We start from the raw sequence: 14752 nt of genomic DNA, 5'->3' as shown, positions 1-14752 counted from the left end.
GGACATGTGACGGCGACGGCACCAACCCGACCGGGACGACCGACAGCTCGTCCCACGTAGTGAAACGGGGAGGCTACCCAGCGTCAGCGGTCTGCACTAGCGTGGGGCTGGCTCCGTAGCCGGCGCGTCGCCGTCGACGCCGATGCGCCTCCGGCCGTCCCCCATCGCCCGCCCGATCGGTTGGTTCTGCAGGGAAGTGCCGTGCGCGCGTTCCCCGGTTGGGCAGGATTCCCCCGAGGAGGTGCCGTCGTGCAGGACACCCGCGCTCTCGCCCTGACGTTCGAGGTGAGCGGCCTGCCCCCGGTCAAGACCGAGGCCCTGTCCATCTTCGCCGCCGGGCACCGGCAGGCCACGAGGGTCCGTACCCTGCTCCAGGCCGCCTGCACGGCGGCCCAGCGCACCGGGTGGACCCCGCTGACCGGGCCGGTCGAGGTGGACCTGACCCTGCGCTGTCCGCCCGGGCACCGCACCTCCGACGCCAGCACGCTGCTGGGCGGCGTGTGCGCGGTGCTCCAGGACAAGAAGCGGGTCTCCTCCATCGGTCTCGCCCACCTCGGGGTGCTTGTCGACGTCGCGCTCTGGTCCGACGACCGGCAGATCCGCCGGCTGTCGTACGCCGAGGAGCCGGCGGAGGAGTTCTCGTATCTGGTCCGGGTGTCGGCCGTACCGACGATGGTTTGACCGACGTCCGCGGTGGGGTACCGCGGACGCCGAGGAAGGGAGTGCCGATGTCGGAGCCACATGTCACGCTCGATCCGAGCGGGCTCGACCCGGTGCAGCAGAAGCTGCGCGGCCCGCTGGAGGATCAGCTGACCTCGGCCCTGCAGGCGGCCGCCGACCGGGTCCGCGCGGGGTACGCGGGCGAGCCGGTGGAGGACGTCTGCCGTCGGCTGCTCGACGAGACCCGCTCCGGCCTGCACCCGGACATCGCCGCCGGGTTCAACCCGGACATGGACGAGTTCTGCCGGGTGGCGGTGGCGATCGTGCGGGGCGAGCTGACCTGAGCCGGCGACGGCACGGGAACTGAGTACGCGTACCGATGGCGGGCGCGCCCGCGGCGACGAGAATTCTCCCGTGCGAACTCGAATCATGATCGTTCTTGCCGTGCTCGGGCTGACCGGGCTGATGGCGACCACCGGGTGTTCCCTGCGGCAGAGCATCTGCGGCAGCGACGAGTACCCAGTGATCGCGGTCGGCCCGCAGGGCGGCAGCTCCTGCGTACCGGACGGGGAGGAACCGGCGCCGCCGTACGTGCGCTACCCGGAGGGCAAGGTGCCGAAGCACGTCGACGACGAGTGGGACGTCTACTGGCGCACCCACGGCATCGACGAGAACAACACCATCATCGACCGCTGACGCGGGCCCGCGTCAGCTGCGCCGAACGTCGACCGAGACGACGTGGGTGCCGTCCGGGCGGTCGCCCTCCCCCAGCCGTACGGGCAGCCGGCCGCCCTCGGGCGGCCGCAGGCCCAGCCCGAAGCCCAGGTGCCCCTCGAAGTCGCCGGCCACCGCCCATCCGCGCAGCGTGGGGAAGCGGATGGCCGCGGGCGGCAGCTCCGCCGTCCCGCGGCCACGGGCGTCGTGCGCCTGGGCCGGATCGAACCGCACCGACAGGTACGCGGTGCCGGGCAGCGCGACCGGCGCCCCGCGCCCCTCGGTCACCACCTGCGGCACGTAGGAGACCTCGTAGGACGGGGTGGGGCCACGGAAGGCGAACGTGATCCGGCTGTACCCCTCCGCCGGATGGTCGCCGACGTCGACAGCCACCAGGACGGGCAGTGGTTCCCCGGGCGGCGGGGTGACCGGCACCCGTACCCGATGGGTCACCCGGGCCGGGCCGCCGGGCACTCCCCAGCCCCAGGTGACGCGCCAGGATCCGGCGGTCGGCTCGGCTTCCGTCGGCACGGGTGGGGTGGGCGTGGCTTGCGGCGCCTCGGTCCCGGCCGGCGCGGACGCCGCCGCGGCCGTCGGGGTGGGCGCCGTGGACGCACCGTCGTGGCCGGTCGCCGTGCAGGCCGCCGCGAACAGCACGACCAGGCCGGCGAGCAGCGGTACGCGCTGAGGAGTCATGACTCAGTGTCAGCCCGTGACCGGCTCGCGCACCAGAGGCGTCCCACCCCGATTTCGCGCCGGTCCCGGTCCTCAGGCGGCGCGCGGGTCGAACCGCTGCTCGGCCGCCTCGCGGACGGACACGTGGCCCACCGCGGCCAGTTCGGCGGCGTAGTCGCTCACCAGCGTCGGCAGCCGGTAGGCGCCGTGCCGGTCCCGCTGCGCCAGGTGCGCGTCCACAAGGTCGTCCAGGGCACGGTGCACCCGCTGCGGGGAGACGCCGAGCTGATCCGCGGCGGTGTGCACCGGTGTGCCCGGCCGCGCGGCGAGCAGTTCGAGCATCCGGCCGGCCAGCTCGTCGTCGGAGCGGACCACCGCCACGCCGGTGGCCAGGCTCGCCCGTACCGACAGGTCCTCGTAGGCCAGCAGGTCCAGCCGGGCCCGCCCGTCACCCAGCTCGGCGACGAGGGTGGACACCGACGCGCCGGACCGCCGCCCCAGCCGGGCGCCGGCGATGCGCAGGGCGAGCAGCGATCCGCCACAGATCCGCAGCAGGTCGACGGTGGCCGCCGGCTCTGCGGCCAGCCGCTCCGGCCCGGCGAGGGTCGCCAGCAGGTCGCGGGCCTGCGCGCCCCCGACCGGGCGCAGCGCCACCCGGCGTACGCCGTCCAGGCTGCCCAGGTGCCGCTGAGCGACGGTGATCAGCGCCGGGCCGGGGCCGGCGGGCAGCAGCGGGCGCACCTGAGCCGCCCGGGTGACCCCGTCGACGACGAGCAGCAGCCGGCGGCCGGCCACCAGCGACCGGAACCAGCCGGCCCGCTCGTCGGTCTTCTCGGGGACGTCCGCGGCCGGTACGCCGAGCGCACGCAGCACCCGGGCCAGCACCTCCCCCGCCGTCACCGAGGTCCGGTAGCCGAGGTCCACGAAGACCTGCCCCTCGGGGAACAGGGCGGAGACGGCATGCCCGGCGCGTACCGCGAGGGTGGTCTTGCCGCTGCCCGGGGCGCCGGTGACGACCACCGCGGCCGGGGTCTCCGCGGTCAGCGCCGCCACCACGTCGGCGGTCTCCCCGGTACGCGCGACGTAGGTGAGCGGGTCCGCCGGCAGTTCCCGCGGCACCGCCCAGCCGACGGCGGGACGAAGGTCCGCGACCGGCACCGAGGCGGTCACGATCGCGCTTCCCGGCTCGACGTACGACAGCTCCGGCGCGCGGTCGAGCATCGACCGGTGCAGCCGGGCCAGTTCCGCGCCGGGTTCCAGGCCGAGCTGCTCGTCGAGGACGGCGCGGGCGTCCCGGTAGACGGTGAGCGCGGCCGGCACGTCCCCACAGCGGTAGAGGGCGAGCATCAGGTGGCCCCAGGCCCGCTCCCGCAGCGGGTGCGCGGCCAGGTGCGCGCGCAGGTCGGGAAGGAGGTGGGCGTGTTCACCGGCGGCAAGTCGCGCCTCGGCCAGTTCCTCGAAGACCTGGAGCCGCTGCTCGTCGAGGGCGGCCCACCGGTTGTCCAGCGCGGTGCCCCGGGGCAGGCCGTCACCGGACGGGCCCCGCCACCAGGCCAGGGCGGAACTCAGCGTCTCGATCGCGCCGGCGGGATCGGCCGATGCGAGCAGCGACCTCCCCTGCGCCGCCAGGCGCTGGAACTCGGTCACGTCCAGCTCGTGCGGTGCCAGCCGCAACTCGTAGGCCTGCGGCCGGGCGACCAGCCGGTCACCAACCGTGCGCCGCAGGCCGGCGGCGTGGGTACGGAGGTTCGCGGTGGCGGACGTCGGCGGGTGGTCGGACCAGACCATCCGGGCCAGCCGGGGCAGGGAGACCGAGTGGTTCGCCTCGATCGCCAGCCCGGCCAGGACGGCCCGTCTCTTCGCCGCGCCGGGCGTGACGGTCTCGCCGTCGACGCACAGCTCCACTGTGCCCAGAAGCCGAATCTGAAGTTCCATCGCGCCGCTCCCCGTGAACCCTAGACGCGCAGCCCACGCTAGGGGTGCGGATCGCGGCCAACAAGGGTCGAACCGGACAACTAAGCGTGATGAATGTCAATGTGGTTGGCGGTGTGTCGAGGTAACAGAAATCCCGCTGAGGACGCTTCGGGTTGATCACGCCGGGTGACGGGAGGCCGAGGCCGTCCGTTCCGGTCTGCGGAGGCCCGGGTGCCGTCGCGGTACCGGCATCCCGCAGCGTACATACCGCCCGCCTGGTACGCCTCAGCACCGCGCACAGGTCGCGCCGACGCGGATCGGGTCACCCAGCCCGCCCTGACAGCTCCTCACCGACACGCGTCTCGCGCATGCCTTCGAGGCTCTGCCGCATGGACGAGCACCGGGAAGGTGGGATGATCATCGGCCATCAGGGTCTGGCCCGGTGCGGCATGGAGGGCTTCGAGGGCGACGCCCCAGATCCGAGGGTCCGGTTTGACGAGACCGACCTCGTACGACAGGACGAACGCATCGACATAACCGTCGAGTCCGTGCCGGGCAAAGCATTTGCGGATGTCCCGGCCGACGTTGCTGACGACGCCGATGCGAACACCGCTGTCACGCAGTGCGGACAGGGTGGCGACGGTGTCGGCGTACGGCTCGATTGCTTCGGCGTGTCGCGTGCAGGACCGACGCCAGCGCCTGGTCAACCCCAGGAATCTGTTCCAGCACGGTGAGGATCGCCCGATCCCGCGAAGTCGCCGACAATACGGTGCGCCTCGCCGGCAGTCAATGTCTGGTCGATCGATGCCTCCGCGTTGCCCACCCAACGTTCCGATTCTCTGGCGAACGGAGTCCAGGTGAAGTCGAACAGTACCGTCGTCACGCGCCCGGCGGTCATCGCATCACCCTAGATCAACACGACGAGTTCTGCGGGCCATGGCGCAGTGAGCCATCAGCCATTCCGGGCAAACGCCTCGGTGGCGGTTCGTGAGGTCAGGAGGGCAGGACCTCGACAACTGCCGGGGCCAGGTCGTCAGAACTGATCCGGGCGACCATCCCGGCCGATACGAGGATTTCCGAGACGGCGTCCGCCATCGAGTGCTTGATTCGACCCACGTGCAAGACAGTTCCGGCACCCTGCTGGCCGCTCCGCATTTCCTCGAACGCTCGATCTGTCAACTCCGCAGACGCGGACCAGATCACGATCAGACAAGGCTCACCCGTATTACTCACCTCGCCGGCCTGGATCGCATAGCCGCCTTCCCCTGTTTCCAGGTCGGCTGAGCGCAAACCTGCGGCACGGAGCTCTCGGTCCACCGATTCAGAGAACTCATCAAAGCCAGACATTGCCCTATTGTAGCCGCAAGACGGAGGCAGGAGGTGGGGCGGGGCGACCGCCCCACCTCCTGTCAGCTAGCCTCTACCTCCGCCGGCCAGCCGGATCATTCTCGCAAGCATCTCATTGGAAACCGAATTCATCAGTCCGTTGTTGGTCCATGGCACGGACCAGGTAATTCTCGCATTGTCCGCCAGATGGCCGGGCAGCTTCCCGGCGCACACCGAACACGGCTGACGCTCACTGTAGAGGTCGGTAATCCTACCGATTCCCTTGTTGTTCGCCTTCAGAGCGTCGATCTGGTCCATGATGTGGTCTTCGGCGTGGTATCCGTCGCCCTTACTGAATCCCACGATGAGCCCGTCGTGTCCCTCAACCTTGGCTACGGCAACGTTTCCTCCTGGTGACGAGGTGCGCGGTCCACTCGGGAAGTGTGCGGAGTTCGCATCGACCCGGGCGTTGTACGCCGCGGAACTCAACTCGTCGCTGTTGTAGCGAACCTCATTGCCGACCGGGCAGGCGTCGTTGTGGGCGAGTACGGGGGTTTCGCCAGCGAGGACGTAGTAGGTGTGCTGTCCGTCGACGGTGAAGTTGTGTACTCGCTGGACCTGGGTCTTGTGCCGGATGGCAGCGATCTGGACCCAGGTGCCCGACGACGTCTGAAGCCAGGCGCCGGCCTTGAGCTGGCCGGCGGTCACCCAGACCCCGGAGTCCGGCAGGTAGAACCGGTGACCGTCAGTGGCCACGATCGTGCTGGTGTCGTCACCCGAGTTGCCGTCGGTGTCCACGACGATGGTGACCAGCTTCTTGACCCCGTCACCCCGGATGAGCTGGGTGACCGGACGGACCTGCCGGTCGCCCGACTCGACGTCGGAGGCGAGGACCCGGTCCCCGACCTTGACGTCCTCGATCGCCTTGGTCGAGCCGTCGGCCAGGAGCACCTTGGTGCCCGGGACGAAGCTGTTGCACTTGGTCGGCTTCGCCGGGGTCTCGGTCTTCGGCTTCGGTGTGTTGGTGGGCAGCGCCTTCGAGGCGTCGGTGGTCGCCTCGACGCCCTTCTTGACGTCGTTGGCGGTGTCGATGCCGTCGGCGATCTTCTTGCCGGTCTTTGCGAGCTTCGCCGCAGTCACCGCGTTGCCCGCCAGCGGAATCGCCGAGGCCATCGACAACGCCGCGTCGACGTAGTTGCCCTCGGCCGCGTACCAGATGCCGTTGGCGACGTCGGCTACCTCACCGACCACCGGCACCATGCCGACCACGTCCAGCGTGGCGTGGCCGATGTCCGACCACGACATCCCGAACAGGTGCCCGTCCAGCTCGATGAAGCTGATCGGGTTCCCGCCGGCGAACGCGTACCTGTTACCGGTGAACGGATCCATGGCCAGACCCATGTCCGCCATCGCCCCGCCGTAGGTGTCCCGCGTCAGGAACCGGTTCAGGCCCGGGTCGTAGTTGCGGAACCCCATGTCGTACGTGCCCGAGCCCGCGTCCCACCGGGAGGCGTTGAACCGGAACGCGTTGTACGGCTCCTCACCCTCCGGCTGAGCACCCGGCTTGTCCACACCGGTGAACTGCGAAGAGTCGTCCTTGCCGTAGGCCGTGTACCCGTACGTCGCCCGGGTCTTGCCGTCCTCCTTCGTGATGCCGATGACGTCGCCGCGCGGCCGGTAGATGAACTGCGAGTACTCCCGCGCGCCGTCGTCCTTGTGCTTGATCTGGGTCAGCTGCTGACCCCACGGCGCGTACTGGTACGACTTCGTCGCCTTGCCCGCGACCTCCTCGCGCAGCACCTGGTTGTCCATCCCCAGGTACGTGAACAGGGTGGTCTTGCCGGCCGTCGTCTGCGACACCGTCCGGTCGAACGGGTCGTACACGTAGGTGGTCGACTTGGCGTTGGCGCCGATGCCCGCGGTGGTCTTCGCGGTCCGGTCGAAGCCGTCGTAGTAGTACTTCTGCGCCCGCTGGCCGCCGACCGACACCGTGTCGAGGCGCCCCAGCGGGTCGTAGTTGTACGTCGAGGTCACACCCGCCGTGGTGGTCGAGTGCAGCCGGTTGCGGTCGTACTTGCTGGTGCTTGTCGTCCCCCCGACGGTCTGCGACACCGTGTTGCCGTTGGCGTCGTAGGTGTAGGTCTCCGTCGAGGTGCTGTCACCGGTCTTGTCCAGCTTGGCGATCCGGTCCTGCGGGTCGTAGCTGAAGACGTACGTGTTGTCGATGTAGTCCGACGAGTTGTCGGCGTTCATCAGCTTCAGCACGTCCCGCGACGGGTGCCCGTTGGCCTGGTACTGGAGGTTGTGCTCGGCGACCGTCGCGCCGCCGGACGTCTTCTCCAGCTGACGCTTGGTGGCGCCGTCGAGGTAGTACTCGAAGTCCACCGTGTTGCCGTTGGGCTTGGTCTGCTTGAGCAGCTGCCCGCGGTTGGTGTAGGTGAACGACGAGATCTGCTGGTTGCCGGCCGTCGGCGAGTCGGCGTTGGTGACCTTGGCGACCATGTCCCGCGGGTCGTACTCGATCTTCGACCAGGTGAGGTCGTGGGTCGAGGTGAGCGGGTTGCCGTTGTCGTCGTAGGTCAGCGCCGTGGTGTTCTTCGCGCTCGTGTCGCTGAGCCCGGCGAACTCCTTCACCGTGGAGATCTGGTTGAGCTGGTCGTACGCGATGTCGTACCGGCCGATCTTCGCGCCCGGGCTGAGGTCCTTGACCTCGACCATCATCCCGTTCGGGTTGTACCGGTAGGTGAACTCCTTGTGCTCGTTGTCGACGTCGGCGGAGTTGTCCCGCACCAGCTTGACCGCGTCGGCCAGCACCTTGCCGGTCGCCTGGTCGGTGACGGTGATCTTCTGGACGCCCTCCTCCTTGAAGGAGTAGCTGCCCAGGCTGATCCAGGCGCCGGTGTTCTGCGTCTGGTTCACCGTCTTGGTGACACTGCCGCCGTCGTGGGTGATGGTGAACTTCGCGTCCGTCGCGGCACCGGTGACCTGCGGGTGCCGGACGAACACCTCGTACGTGCCGTCGCGCGGGATGGTCAGCTGCCAGTTGAACTGCGCCGACCCGCTGCCGGCCGGGGCGGTGGAGACGTCGTAGCCCCACTGCCCGGTGGCGACCCCGTTGGTCCAGGTGCCCTGCGAGGCGGTGTTGTTGGTGTCGGTGTTGTCGACCAGGACCACGTCCTTGCCGACCGGCAGGCCGTCCTCCGACCGTCCCTTCTCGTTGCCGGACTGGTAGTACTGCCAGGTCATCGTCCGCGTGGTCGACCCGCCGGCCGAGCTCAGCGTGTTCTTGGTCTGCTGGCCCAGGTCGTTGTAGTCGTAGGAGTTGACGATGTCCCACGGGTCCTTGGACGTCCGGGTCCACCCGTTGTCGTAGTAGGTGTACTCGGTGTCGTTGCGGACCGTCTGCCCGTCCGACGGCGGCGCGCTGACCTTCGTCAGGTTGCCGATCTCGTCGTAGCTGTAGAAGGTCTTGTCGGGCGTTTTGTAACGGCTGTCGTCCTTGTCGTAGGACGACCACTCCTCCTTCTTGCGGTTGAGCGCGTCGTAGACGGTCACCACGGAGAAGTCGTCGGCGTCGTCGGCGGTGTCCACCCCGCGCGGGGTGATCAGCTTCGTCTGGTTGCCGACCTGGTCGTACTCGTACTTGGTGGTGCGGTAGGTGACGGTGCCGGAGCCGTCCTTGCTGTGCGGCACCTTCGACTCCACCAGCGCGCCGCGGGGGTCGTACGTCGCCAGCGACTCGTTGCCGTCGGCGTCGGTGGTGCCGACCGTCAGGCCGTCCTTGTCGTAGCGGGCGGTGGTGAACTTGCCCGCCGCGTCGATGGTCTTCACGACCCGCCGGTTCAGGTCGTACTCGTACTTCGTGGTGAAGTCGTCCGCCGCGCTGGCGGTCTTCTTCGCGTCGTACAGCACCGTGACGTTGCCGACGTTGTCGTACTCCGACTTCACCTTCTGGCCGAGGCCGTTGGTGACCTCGATCGGCTGGTAGATCGCGTCGTACTTCGTGGTCGTCGTGTAGTCGCCCGCCGTCGAGGTCAGGTTGCCCTGCGGCTCGGTGACGGTGAGGACGTTGCCGACCTTGTCGTACGTCGTGGTCGTCTTCCGCTCCGGGTCGCCCGACTCGTCCTTCGGGGCGAGCGTCTCGACGACCTGGTCCGCCTTGTCGTAGACGGAGGTCGACACGGCGCCGTTCGCGGCGTACGCGGTGGTGATGTTGTCGTTCTGGTCGTACACCGGGGCCTTGGTGGTGATGAAGCGGTTGTTGGCCGCGTCCATCGGCTCCACCTTCGTGGTGGGCCGGCCGAACGTGTCGTACGCCTGGGTCACCTTGGCGTTCTTGCCGTTCTTGACCTCGGTGACGTTGCCCCGGTCGTCGTAGGTGAAGTACGACTTGCCGGTGCTGGCGTCCGTGATGGTCGTCGGGTAGCCGCTCGGGTGGAACGGGCCGTACGCCGTGGTGTTGCCGTTGGCGTCCCGGGCGCTGAGCAGCTGACCCCACTCGTCGTAGGTGTTGACGCTCGTGTAGTCGCCGTCGGCCGACGTGGTGTTGCCCACCGGGTCGGTGACCGTCGCGACGTCGCCCTCAGCGGTGTACGTGAAGGTCCACTTGCGGCCCTCGGAACTGGTCTTGCTGACCACCTCGGCCACGTAGCCGTTGAGCTGGCGCTGGTAGGTCAGCACGGTGCCCGGCCAGTTGTTCTTGACCGCCTCCGCGTCGCGGATCTGGGTGGGGTAGCCGGTCTTGGGGTCGAACGCCCAGGTCGAGACGGCGGTGTTCGCCTCCTCCAGCCGGATGACGTTGTGGTCGTCGTCCCAGCCGGTCTTCGTCACCTCGTTCTTGGCGTTCGTGGTCTGGTACGCCCGGCCGTAGCCGTCCAGCAGGTACTGACTGGCGTGGTTCTCCGCGTCGGTGACCGTGGTGTTGATGTTGTTGCCCTGCGGGCCGTCCGGGTCGACGTAGGCGAACTGGGTCAGGTGGGTGAGCCGGTCGGTGTAGGACTTGGTGGTCCAGTGGAACTTCGGGTCGTCCCCGGTCTGCGGGTAGTTGTAGACCACGCCGGTCGCGTTGCCCCGCGGGTCGGTGACCTTGACCAGCTTGACGTTCTTGTTGCCCTGAGTCATGTCGTAGGCGAACTTGAACGTCTTCGGCGTGCCGTTCGCCGACCCGGCGCCGTCGATCAGCTCACCGAGCAGGCCCTTGTCGGTGTAGGTGAAGGTGAGCTTGCGTCCCGAGACGTCGGTGATCTGCGAGATGTGGTCGATGATCTTCGGGTTGGTCAGGTTCGTCGCGCCGGAGACCCGCGTCCAGGTGGTGTCGTTGATGTAGTCGTACGTCTGACCCTTGGCGTAGTAGTCGATGGTCAGGGTGATCCGGCCGGTCGGGTCGGTGATGTACCGCAGGAACTTCGTCGGCTTGTTGTTGGACTTGCGCTCCTCGTAGGTGAAGAGCATCTCGTTGCCGTTGTTGTCGACGACGCTCGACAGGAAGCCCTCGCAGTCGTAGAAGAACTGCGTGCGGTCCGGCCGGGTGAGCACCCACGCCTTCGGCTCGTCGGTGTTGGGCTTGCAGTCCACGCTGCTGTACTTCTGCAGGTAGAGGTGTACGCCCTTCGGGCTCTTCCACTCGTTGGCGGTCGCGTCCCAGGTGAACCGGTGGCTGGTGCCGTCACCGTCGGTCAGGGTGACCTTCGTCGGGTTCGGATTGGGGTGGAAGTCCAGCGGGGCGCCGAGGCGCATCATCGACGACGCCTGCAACGACCAGCCGTACCCGGCCACCGTGTCGGTGGTGTCCAGCGAGTTGTAGGACATCCGGACGAACGTCGACAGGCCCCGGGACGGGTTGTTGAACGCGTTGTACGACCAGACCGTGTTGCCGGAGTACAGGTTGTTCATCAGGGTGCCGCCGGCGCCCGTGTTCTTCCCCGCGTACGAGTAGAACTTCTCCAGGCCGAGCTGGTCGGAGGTCGGCTCCTCGACGGAGATGTTCTGCGGCAGCGCCGGGATCGACGCGGTCTCCGAGAGCTTCTTGCCGGTGAGCTTGTTGCGCAGATCCCACTGCAGGACGTAGTCGGTGCGCTCGTTGCCCTCGGTGGACGACGGCGGCGTCTTCACCTGCGCGGAGACGTCGACGGTGCCGCCGGCCGGGACGCTCTTCGGCAACGCGGTCTTCAACTCGTAACTGGCGTCGGCGCCGTCGGTGACGCCGTCGGCCCGCTTCCAGTCGTATGCGAGTTCCCAGTCGGTCGGGTTCCACGCCGTGAGCGTCGGGTTCGACAGGGTCACCGGCACCGTGTACGTGGAGTTGGCGGTGGCCAGCGCCGGGGTCGAGGCCGCGTAGTACGTCGACTCCGCGGTCTGCTCCAGGTAGGTGACCTCCAGCGTCGGCCGCAGCAGCGGCTCCGGCGCCTCGGACGACAGCAGCACCGCCCGCGCGGTCTGGTTCGCCTCGTCGCGCTGCCGCAGCAGCAGGCCGAAGTTCTTCGTCGGGTCCTTGACCCAGCCGTCGGCCGCCGGGGTCACGTCCCAGGTGGCCCACTTGGGGTCGTTCGTGAACTGGTTGTAGCTCGCCTTCCAGGTCGTGTCGTAGTCACCGCCGGCGGTGGTCCACGCGTTGGTGCCGTCGTAGGTGTTCCACGTCGCGGCGGTCTCGGTGAAGTTCCGCGTCAGCTTGTGGACGTCGACGTACTCGTCGGTGTCGGTGCCCGGGTAGAGCCCGCTGTTGTACAGCCGCAGGTCGGCGTCGACGACCTTGGCGTTGGCCGGGATGCCGGTCAGCGTCGGGAACTTCACCAGGCCCCGGGTGTCCCCGTAGTAGGACGAGTTGTTGCCCGGGCTGACGTACGGGTCACCGTCGTAGACGTCCACGTTCTCCGTCGGGCGGGCCTGGGAGAGCGTGGTGTCCGTGGTGCCGGTGCGGTAGATGCGGGTGATCTGGCCCGCCTTCGGCAGGATCGCCGACTGGGTCGGCCCGGCCACGACCTGCCCGTCGCGGGTCTTCACCGCGACCATGTAGTAGTAGAACTTCCGCGCCAGCGGGTCGGTGTTGTCCGCCGCCGTCGGGATCGCCGTGGTGTCCTGATAGGTGCGGGTGCTGGTGGACACCGGGGCGATCAGGGTCGCCGCCGACGGGGTGAAGTTCTGGTAGATGCTGCGGTGCACCTGGTACTCCACCGCGTCGTCCGCCGTCGACGACGACGGGTCGACGTACGCGGGCCAGTCCAGCACCGCGCCGGTGGAGGTGAGCGTCGTCGGCGGGCTGACCGCCACGCCGGGCCGGCCGTACGTGATGACCAGCTTCGGCAGGTTGTAGTCCCGGCGGGCGTTGTTGTACGCGTACTCGGAGGCCTCGTAGATCGGGCCGCCGCGACCCTTGGCCGCCTCGTCGACCGCCTTCACCATGAAGCCGTTGTTGGCGTACGTGCCGTTGACCCAGTCCTGCACGACGTTGCGGACCGGGAAGGAGCTCCACGCGTTGGAGACCGAGGCCTTCTTGGTGGCCGCCCCCCACTTGGTGAAGCGCACCGCGTCGGCGATCACCGACTTGCCCGACACGTCGCCGAGGACGACCTTGCCGGTGGTGCCGGCCGCGAACGGGTGCACGCCCAGGGTCTTCCACTCGCCGCGGGCGCTGCCGGTCTGGTCGACGGTGTACGTCTTCGACCCGCCGTTGTAGTGCACCGTGTAGGGCGCGTTCGTCGGCCGGTCCGACTCCGACACGTAGTGCACCTCGACCTGGTAGTTGCCGGCCTCGGTGATGGTCGGCACCCAGGTGTGGGTGTGCCCGGTGGTGGTGTCGCTGTTGAAGCGGTAGTCGCCGTTGACGGCGAGCCCGGTCAGCGCCGTGTTCGTCGAGTACGACCAGGTGCCGCTCACCGAGGTGCCGGCGTCGCCGTCGTCCTGCGTGACCATGTTGCCGGCCGGCTGGGCGGCCATGTTGGCGTTCATGTTCGCCCAGGTCGCGGTGCTCTCGGTCCAGGACTGGGTGACCCGGCGGGCCTCCATGGCCACGTCGAAGCCCCACGCGTGGTGCGTCTGCGAGTAGTACATCTGCAGCTGCGCGTCGTCGATCGGCGTGTTGCGCGGGATCGAGCCGACGTCGAACTTCACCAGCGTGCGGTACGCGTTCGACGCGTCCGTGCCGACCTTCAGCTGGTAGGTGTCGTTGTAGTTGGTGGTCGTGGCGCCGGAGTAGATCTGCACGTCCTGCGCGTCGGTGGGCACCGGCTGCACCTTGATCGTCGGGTCGATCACCACCGGGTAGACCCGGGACCGGTCGGCCAGCCAGCCCGCGTCGGCGGTGATCGTGACGGCCGACGTGTCACCCATGCGGGTCACCTTCTGGGTGACCTTGTCCGACCACGCCTTGCCGTGCGGGGAGGACTTGTCGTCCTTGCTGTCGTACATGAACGGCGGCGGCATGACGAACACCGGAGCGCCGCCGTCGCGGCCGACGAACGCGATCGAACCGTCGTCGCGCTGCTGCGCCGTCAGGCCCGCCGTCTCCAGCGTGAAGGTGTAGGACACCGGACCGGCCGGCGGCTGCCGCAGGACGATCTTCTCCTTCAACGCGGTGCTGGTCACGTCGTAGACCACGTCCGCACCACCGGCCAGCCCCGGGTACGTCACGGTGGAGCCCGAGACCTTCGGGCTGACGTCCTTGGCGGCGCCGGCCAGGCCCAGTTCGATCGCGCGGCCGTCCCGCTCGAAGCGCACGAGTTCGTCCGAGCTGTCGCCGAAGAGGCTGGTGTAGGCGTTGGTCCGGTTGCCCTGCACGTAACCGGACTCGCCCACCGGGCGGACGCTGGTGTCGATGGGCTGCCACTTGCCCCGGCCGTCCCGGTAGTGCAGCGGCGTGGCGGAGATCTCCGCCTGCAACCGCCCGTCGGACAGCTGATAGATCTTGGCGTTCTCGGTCCGCCGGCCGGTCAGCTCCTTGACCCGCTTCTGCGCCGGCCACTTCCGGCCGGCGACGGGCTTGTCGCTGCGGTGAAGTCCGGCGCTGACCACCTCGGGTCTCGCACGGTGACCACCACCGGCGACCAGGTCGCGCGCCGCGCCGCCGAGCCGGTCCAGCAGTCCGCTGTCGTCGTTCTTCCCGCTCGGTGCGGCCTGCTCCGTCGCGGCGGGATCGCGGTCCGGTAGGACCGCGGCACCGCCCAGCGTGGCCACCATGGCCAGCGCCAGGCCCCCGATCAGGGCGCCCTTCGATGGTCGTCTCACCCGTTACCCTCCGGTCAACTCCGGTGACAGGACGGGTGAAGGCTAGGAACACCACATACACGCCGGGCTATCCGTCAGCTACTTCCCAGGCGGCGCCGCGAGTGCGGGCGACCGGGCCGCGAGCAGGCGGAACCGTCCCGCCGACGACGGGAGGCGTATCGATCGCGACAGGCGCCGGGCGCGGACGGGCGGCGGCAGGACCGGACGGGTCAGGACCGGGTCCGCAACTCCCCGGTCCTGACCC

The 14752-nt window shown here is 68.9% G+C and carries 8 protein-coding genes and 1 pseudogene; 3 read left to right on the top strand and 6 right to left on the bottom strand.

Annotated features, from left to right (window positions below; all coding sequences use genetic code 11):
* The first annotated feature begins 249 nt into the window (after positions 1–249).
* The 3 genes from O7604_RS19630 (at position 250) to O7604_RS19620 (ending at position 1356) form a co-directional block, all read left to right on the top strand.
* Positions 250–681, top strand: a complete 432-nt coding sequence (locus O7604_RS19630) for a hypothetical protein (RefSeq protein ID WP_269705185.1) — start codon at positions 250–252, stop codon at positions 679–681.
* A gap of 47 nt (positions 682–728) precedes the next feature.
* Positions 729–1004: a hypothetical protein gene (locus O7604_RS19625; protein WP_269705184.1), complete on the top strand. Its 276-nt coding sequence runs from the start codon at positions 729–731 to the stop codon at positions 1002–1004.
* A 70-nt stretch (positions 1005–1074) separates the two neighbouring features.
* Positions 1075–1356, top strand: coding sequence for a hypothetical protein (locus O7604_RS19620; RefSeq protein ID WP_281577304.1), 282 nt, complete (start codon positions 1075–1077; stop codon positions 1354–1356).
* Positions 1357–1368: 12 nt separating this feature from the next.
* On the opposite strand, the gene O7604_RS19615 is transcribed toward O7604_RS19620, so the two are convergent.
* The 6 genes and pseudogenes from O7604_RS19615 to O7604_RS19590 all read right to left on the bottom strand — a co-directional run bounded on the left by O7604_RS19615 (position 1369) and on the right by O7604_RS19590 (position 14508).
* Positions 1369–2070: a hypothetical protein gene (locus O7604_RS19615; protein ID WP_281577303.1), complete on the bottom strand. Its 702-nt coding sequence runs from the start codon at positions 2068–2070 to the stop codon at positions 1369–1371.
* A gap of 72 nt (positions 2071–2142) precedes the next feature.
* Positions 2143–3984 carry a BTAD domain-containing putative transcriptional regulator gene (locus tag O7604_RS19610; RefSeq protein ID WP_281577302.1) on the bottom strand — a complete coding sequence of 614 codons (1842 nt, stop codon included), beginning with the start codon at positions 3982–3984 and terminating at the stop codon, positions 2143–2145.
* A 443-nt stretch (positions 3985–4427) separates the two neighbouring features.
* Positions 4428–4619, bottom strand: a pseudogene (locus O7604_RS19605) (HAD family hydrolase); the annotation flags it as partial.
* Positions 4620–4666: 47 nt separating this feature from the next.
* Complete coding sequence (locus O7604_RS19600) at positions 4667–4861, bottom strand: hypothetical protein (protein WP_269705179.1); 195 nt, start codon at positions 4859–4861, stop codon at positions 4667–4669.
* Between the two features lie 95 nt (positions 4862–4956).
* Positions 4957–5310, bottom strand: coding sequence for a hypothetical protein (locus O7604_RS19595; RefSeq protein WP_269705178.1), 354 nt, complete (start codon positions 5308–5310; stop codon positions 4957–4959).
* Positions 5311–5376: 66 nt separating this feature from the next.
* Complete coding sequence (locus O7604_RS19590) at positions 5377–14508, bottom strand: DNRLRE domain-containing protein (protein WP_281577301.1); 9132 nt, start codon at positions 14506–14508, stop codon at positions 5377–5379.
* Positions 14509–14752 lie beyond the last annotated feature (244 nt).

The sequence above is a fragment of the Micromonospora sp. WMMA1947 genome, from assembly GCF_027497355.1.
In the GTDB taxonomy this organism is placed as follows: domain Bacteria; phylum Actinomycetota; class Actinomycetes; order Mycobacteriales; family Micromonosporaceae; genus Micromonospora.
The sequence above is the reverse complement of the archived record's forward strand: the minus strand, read 5'-3'. Positions and strand labels throughout refer to the sequence as shown.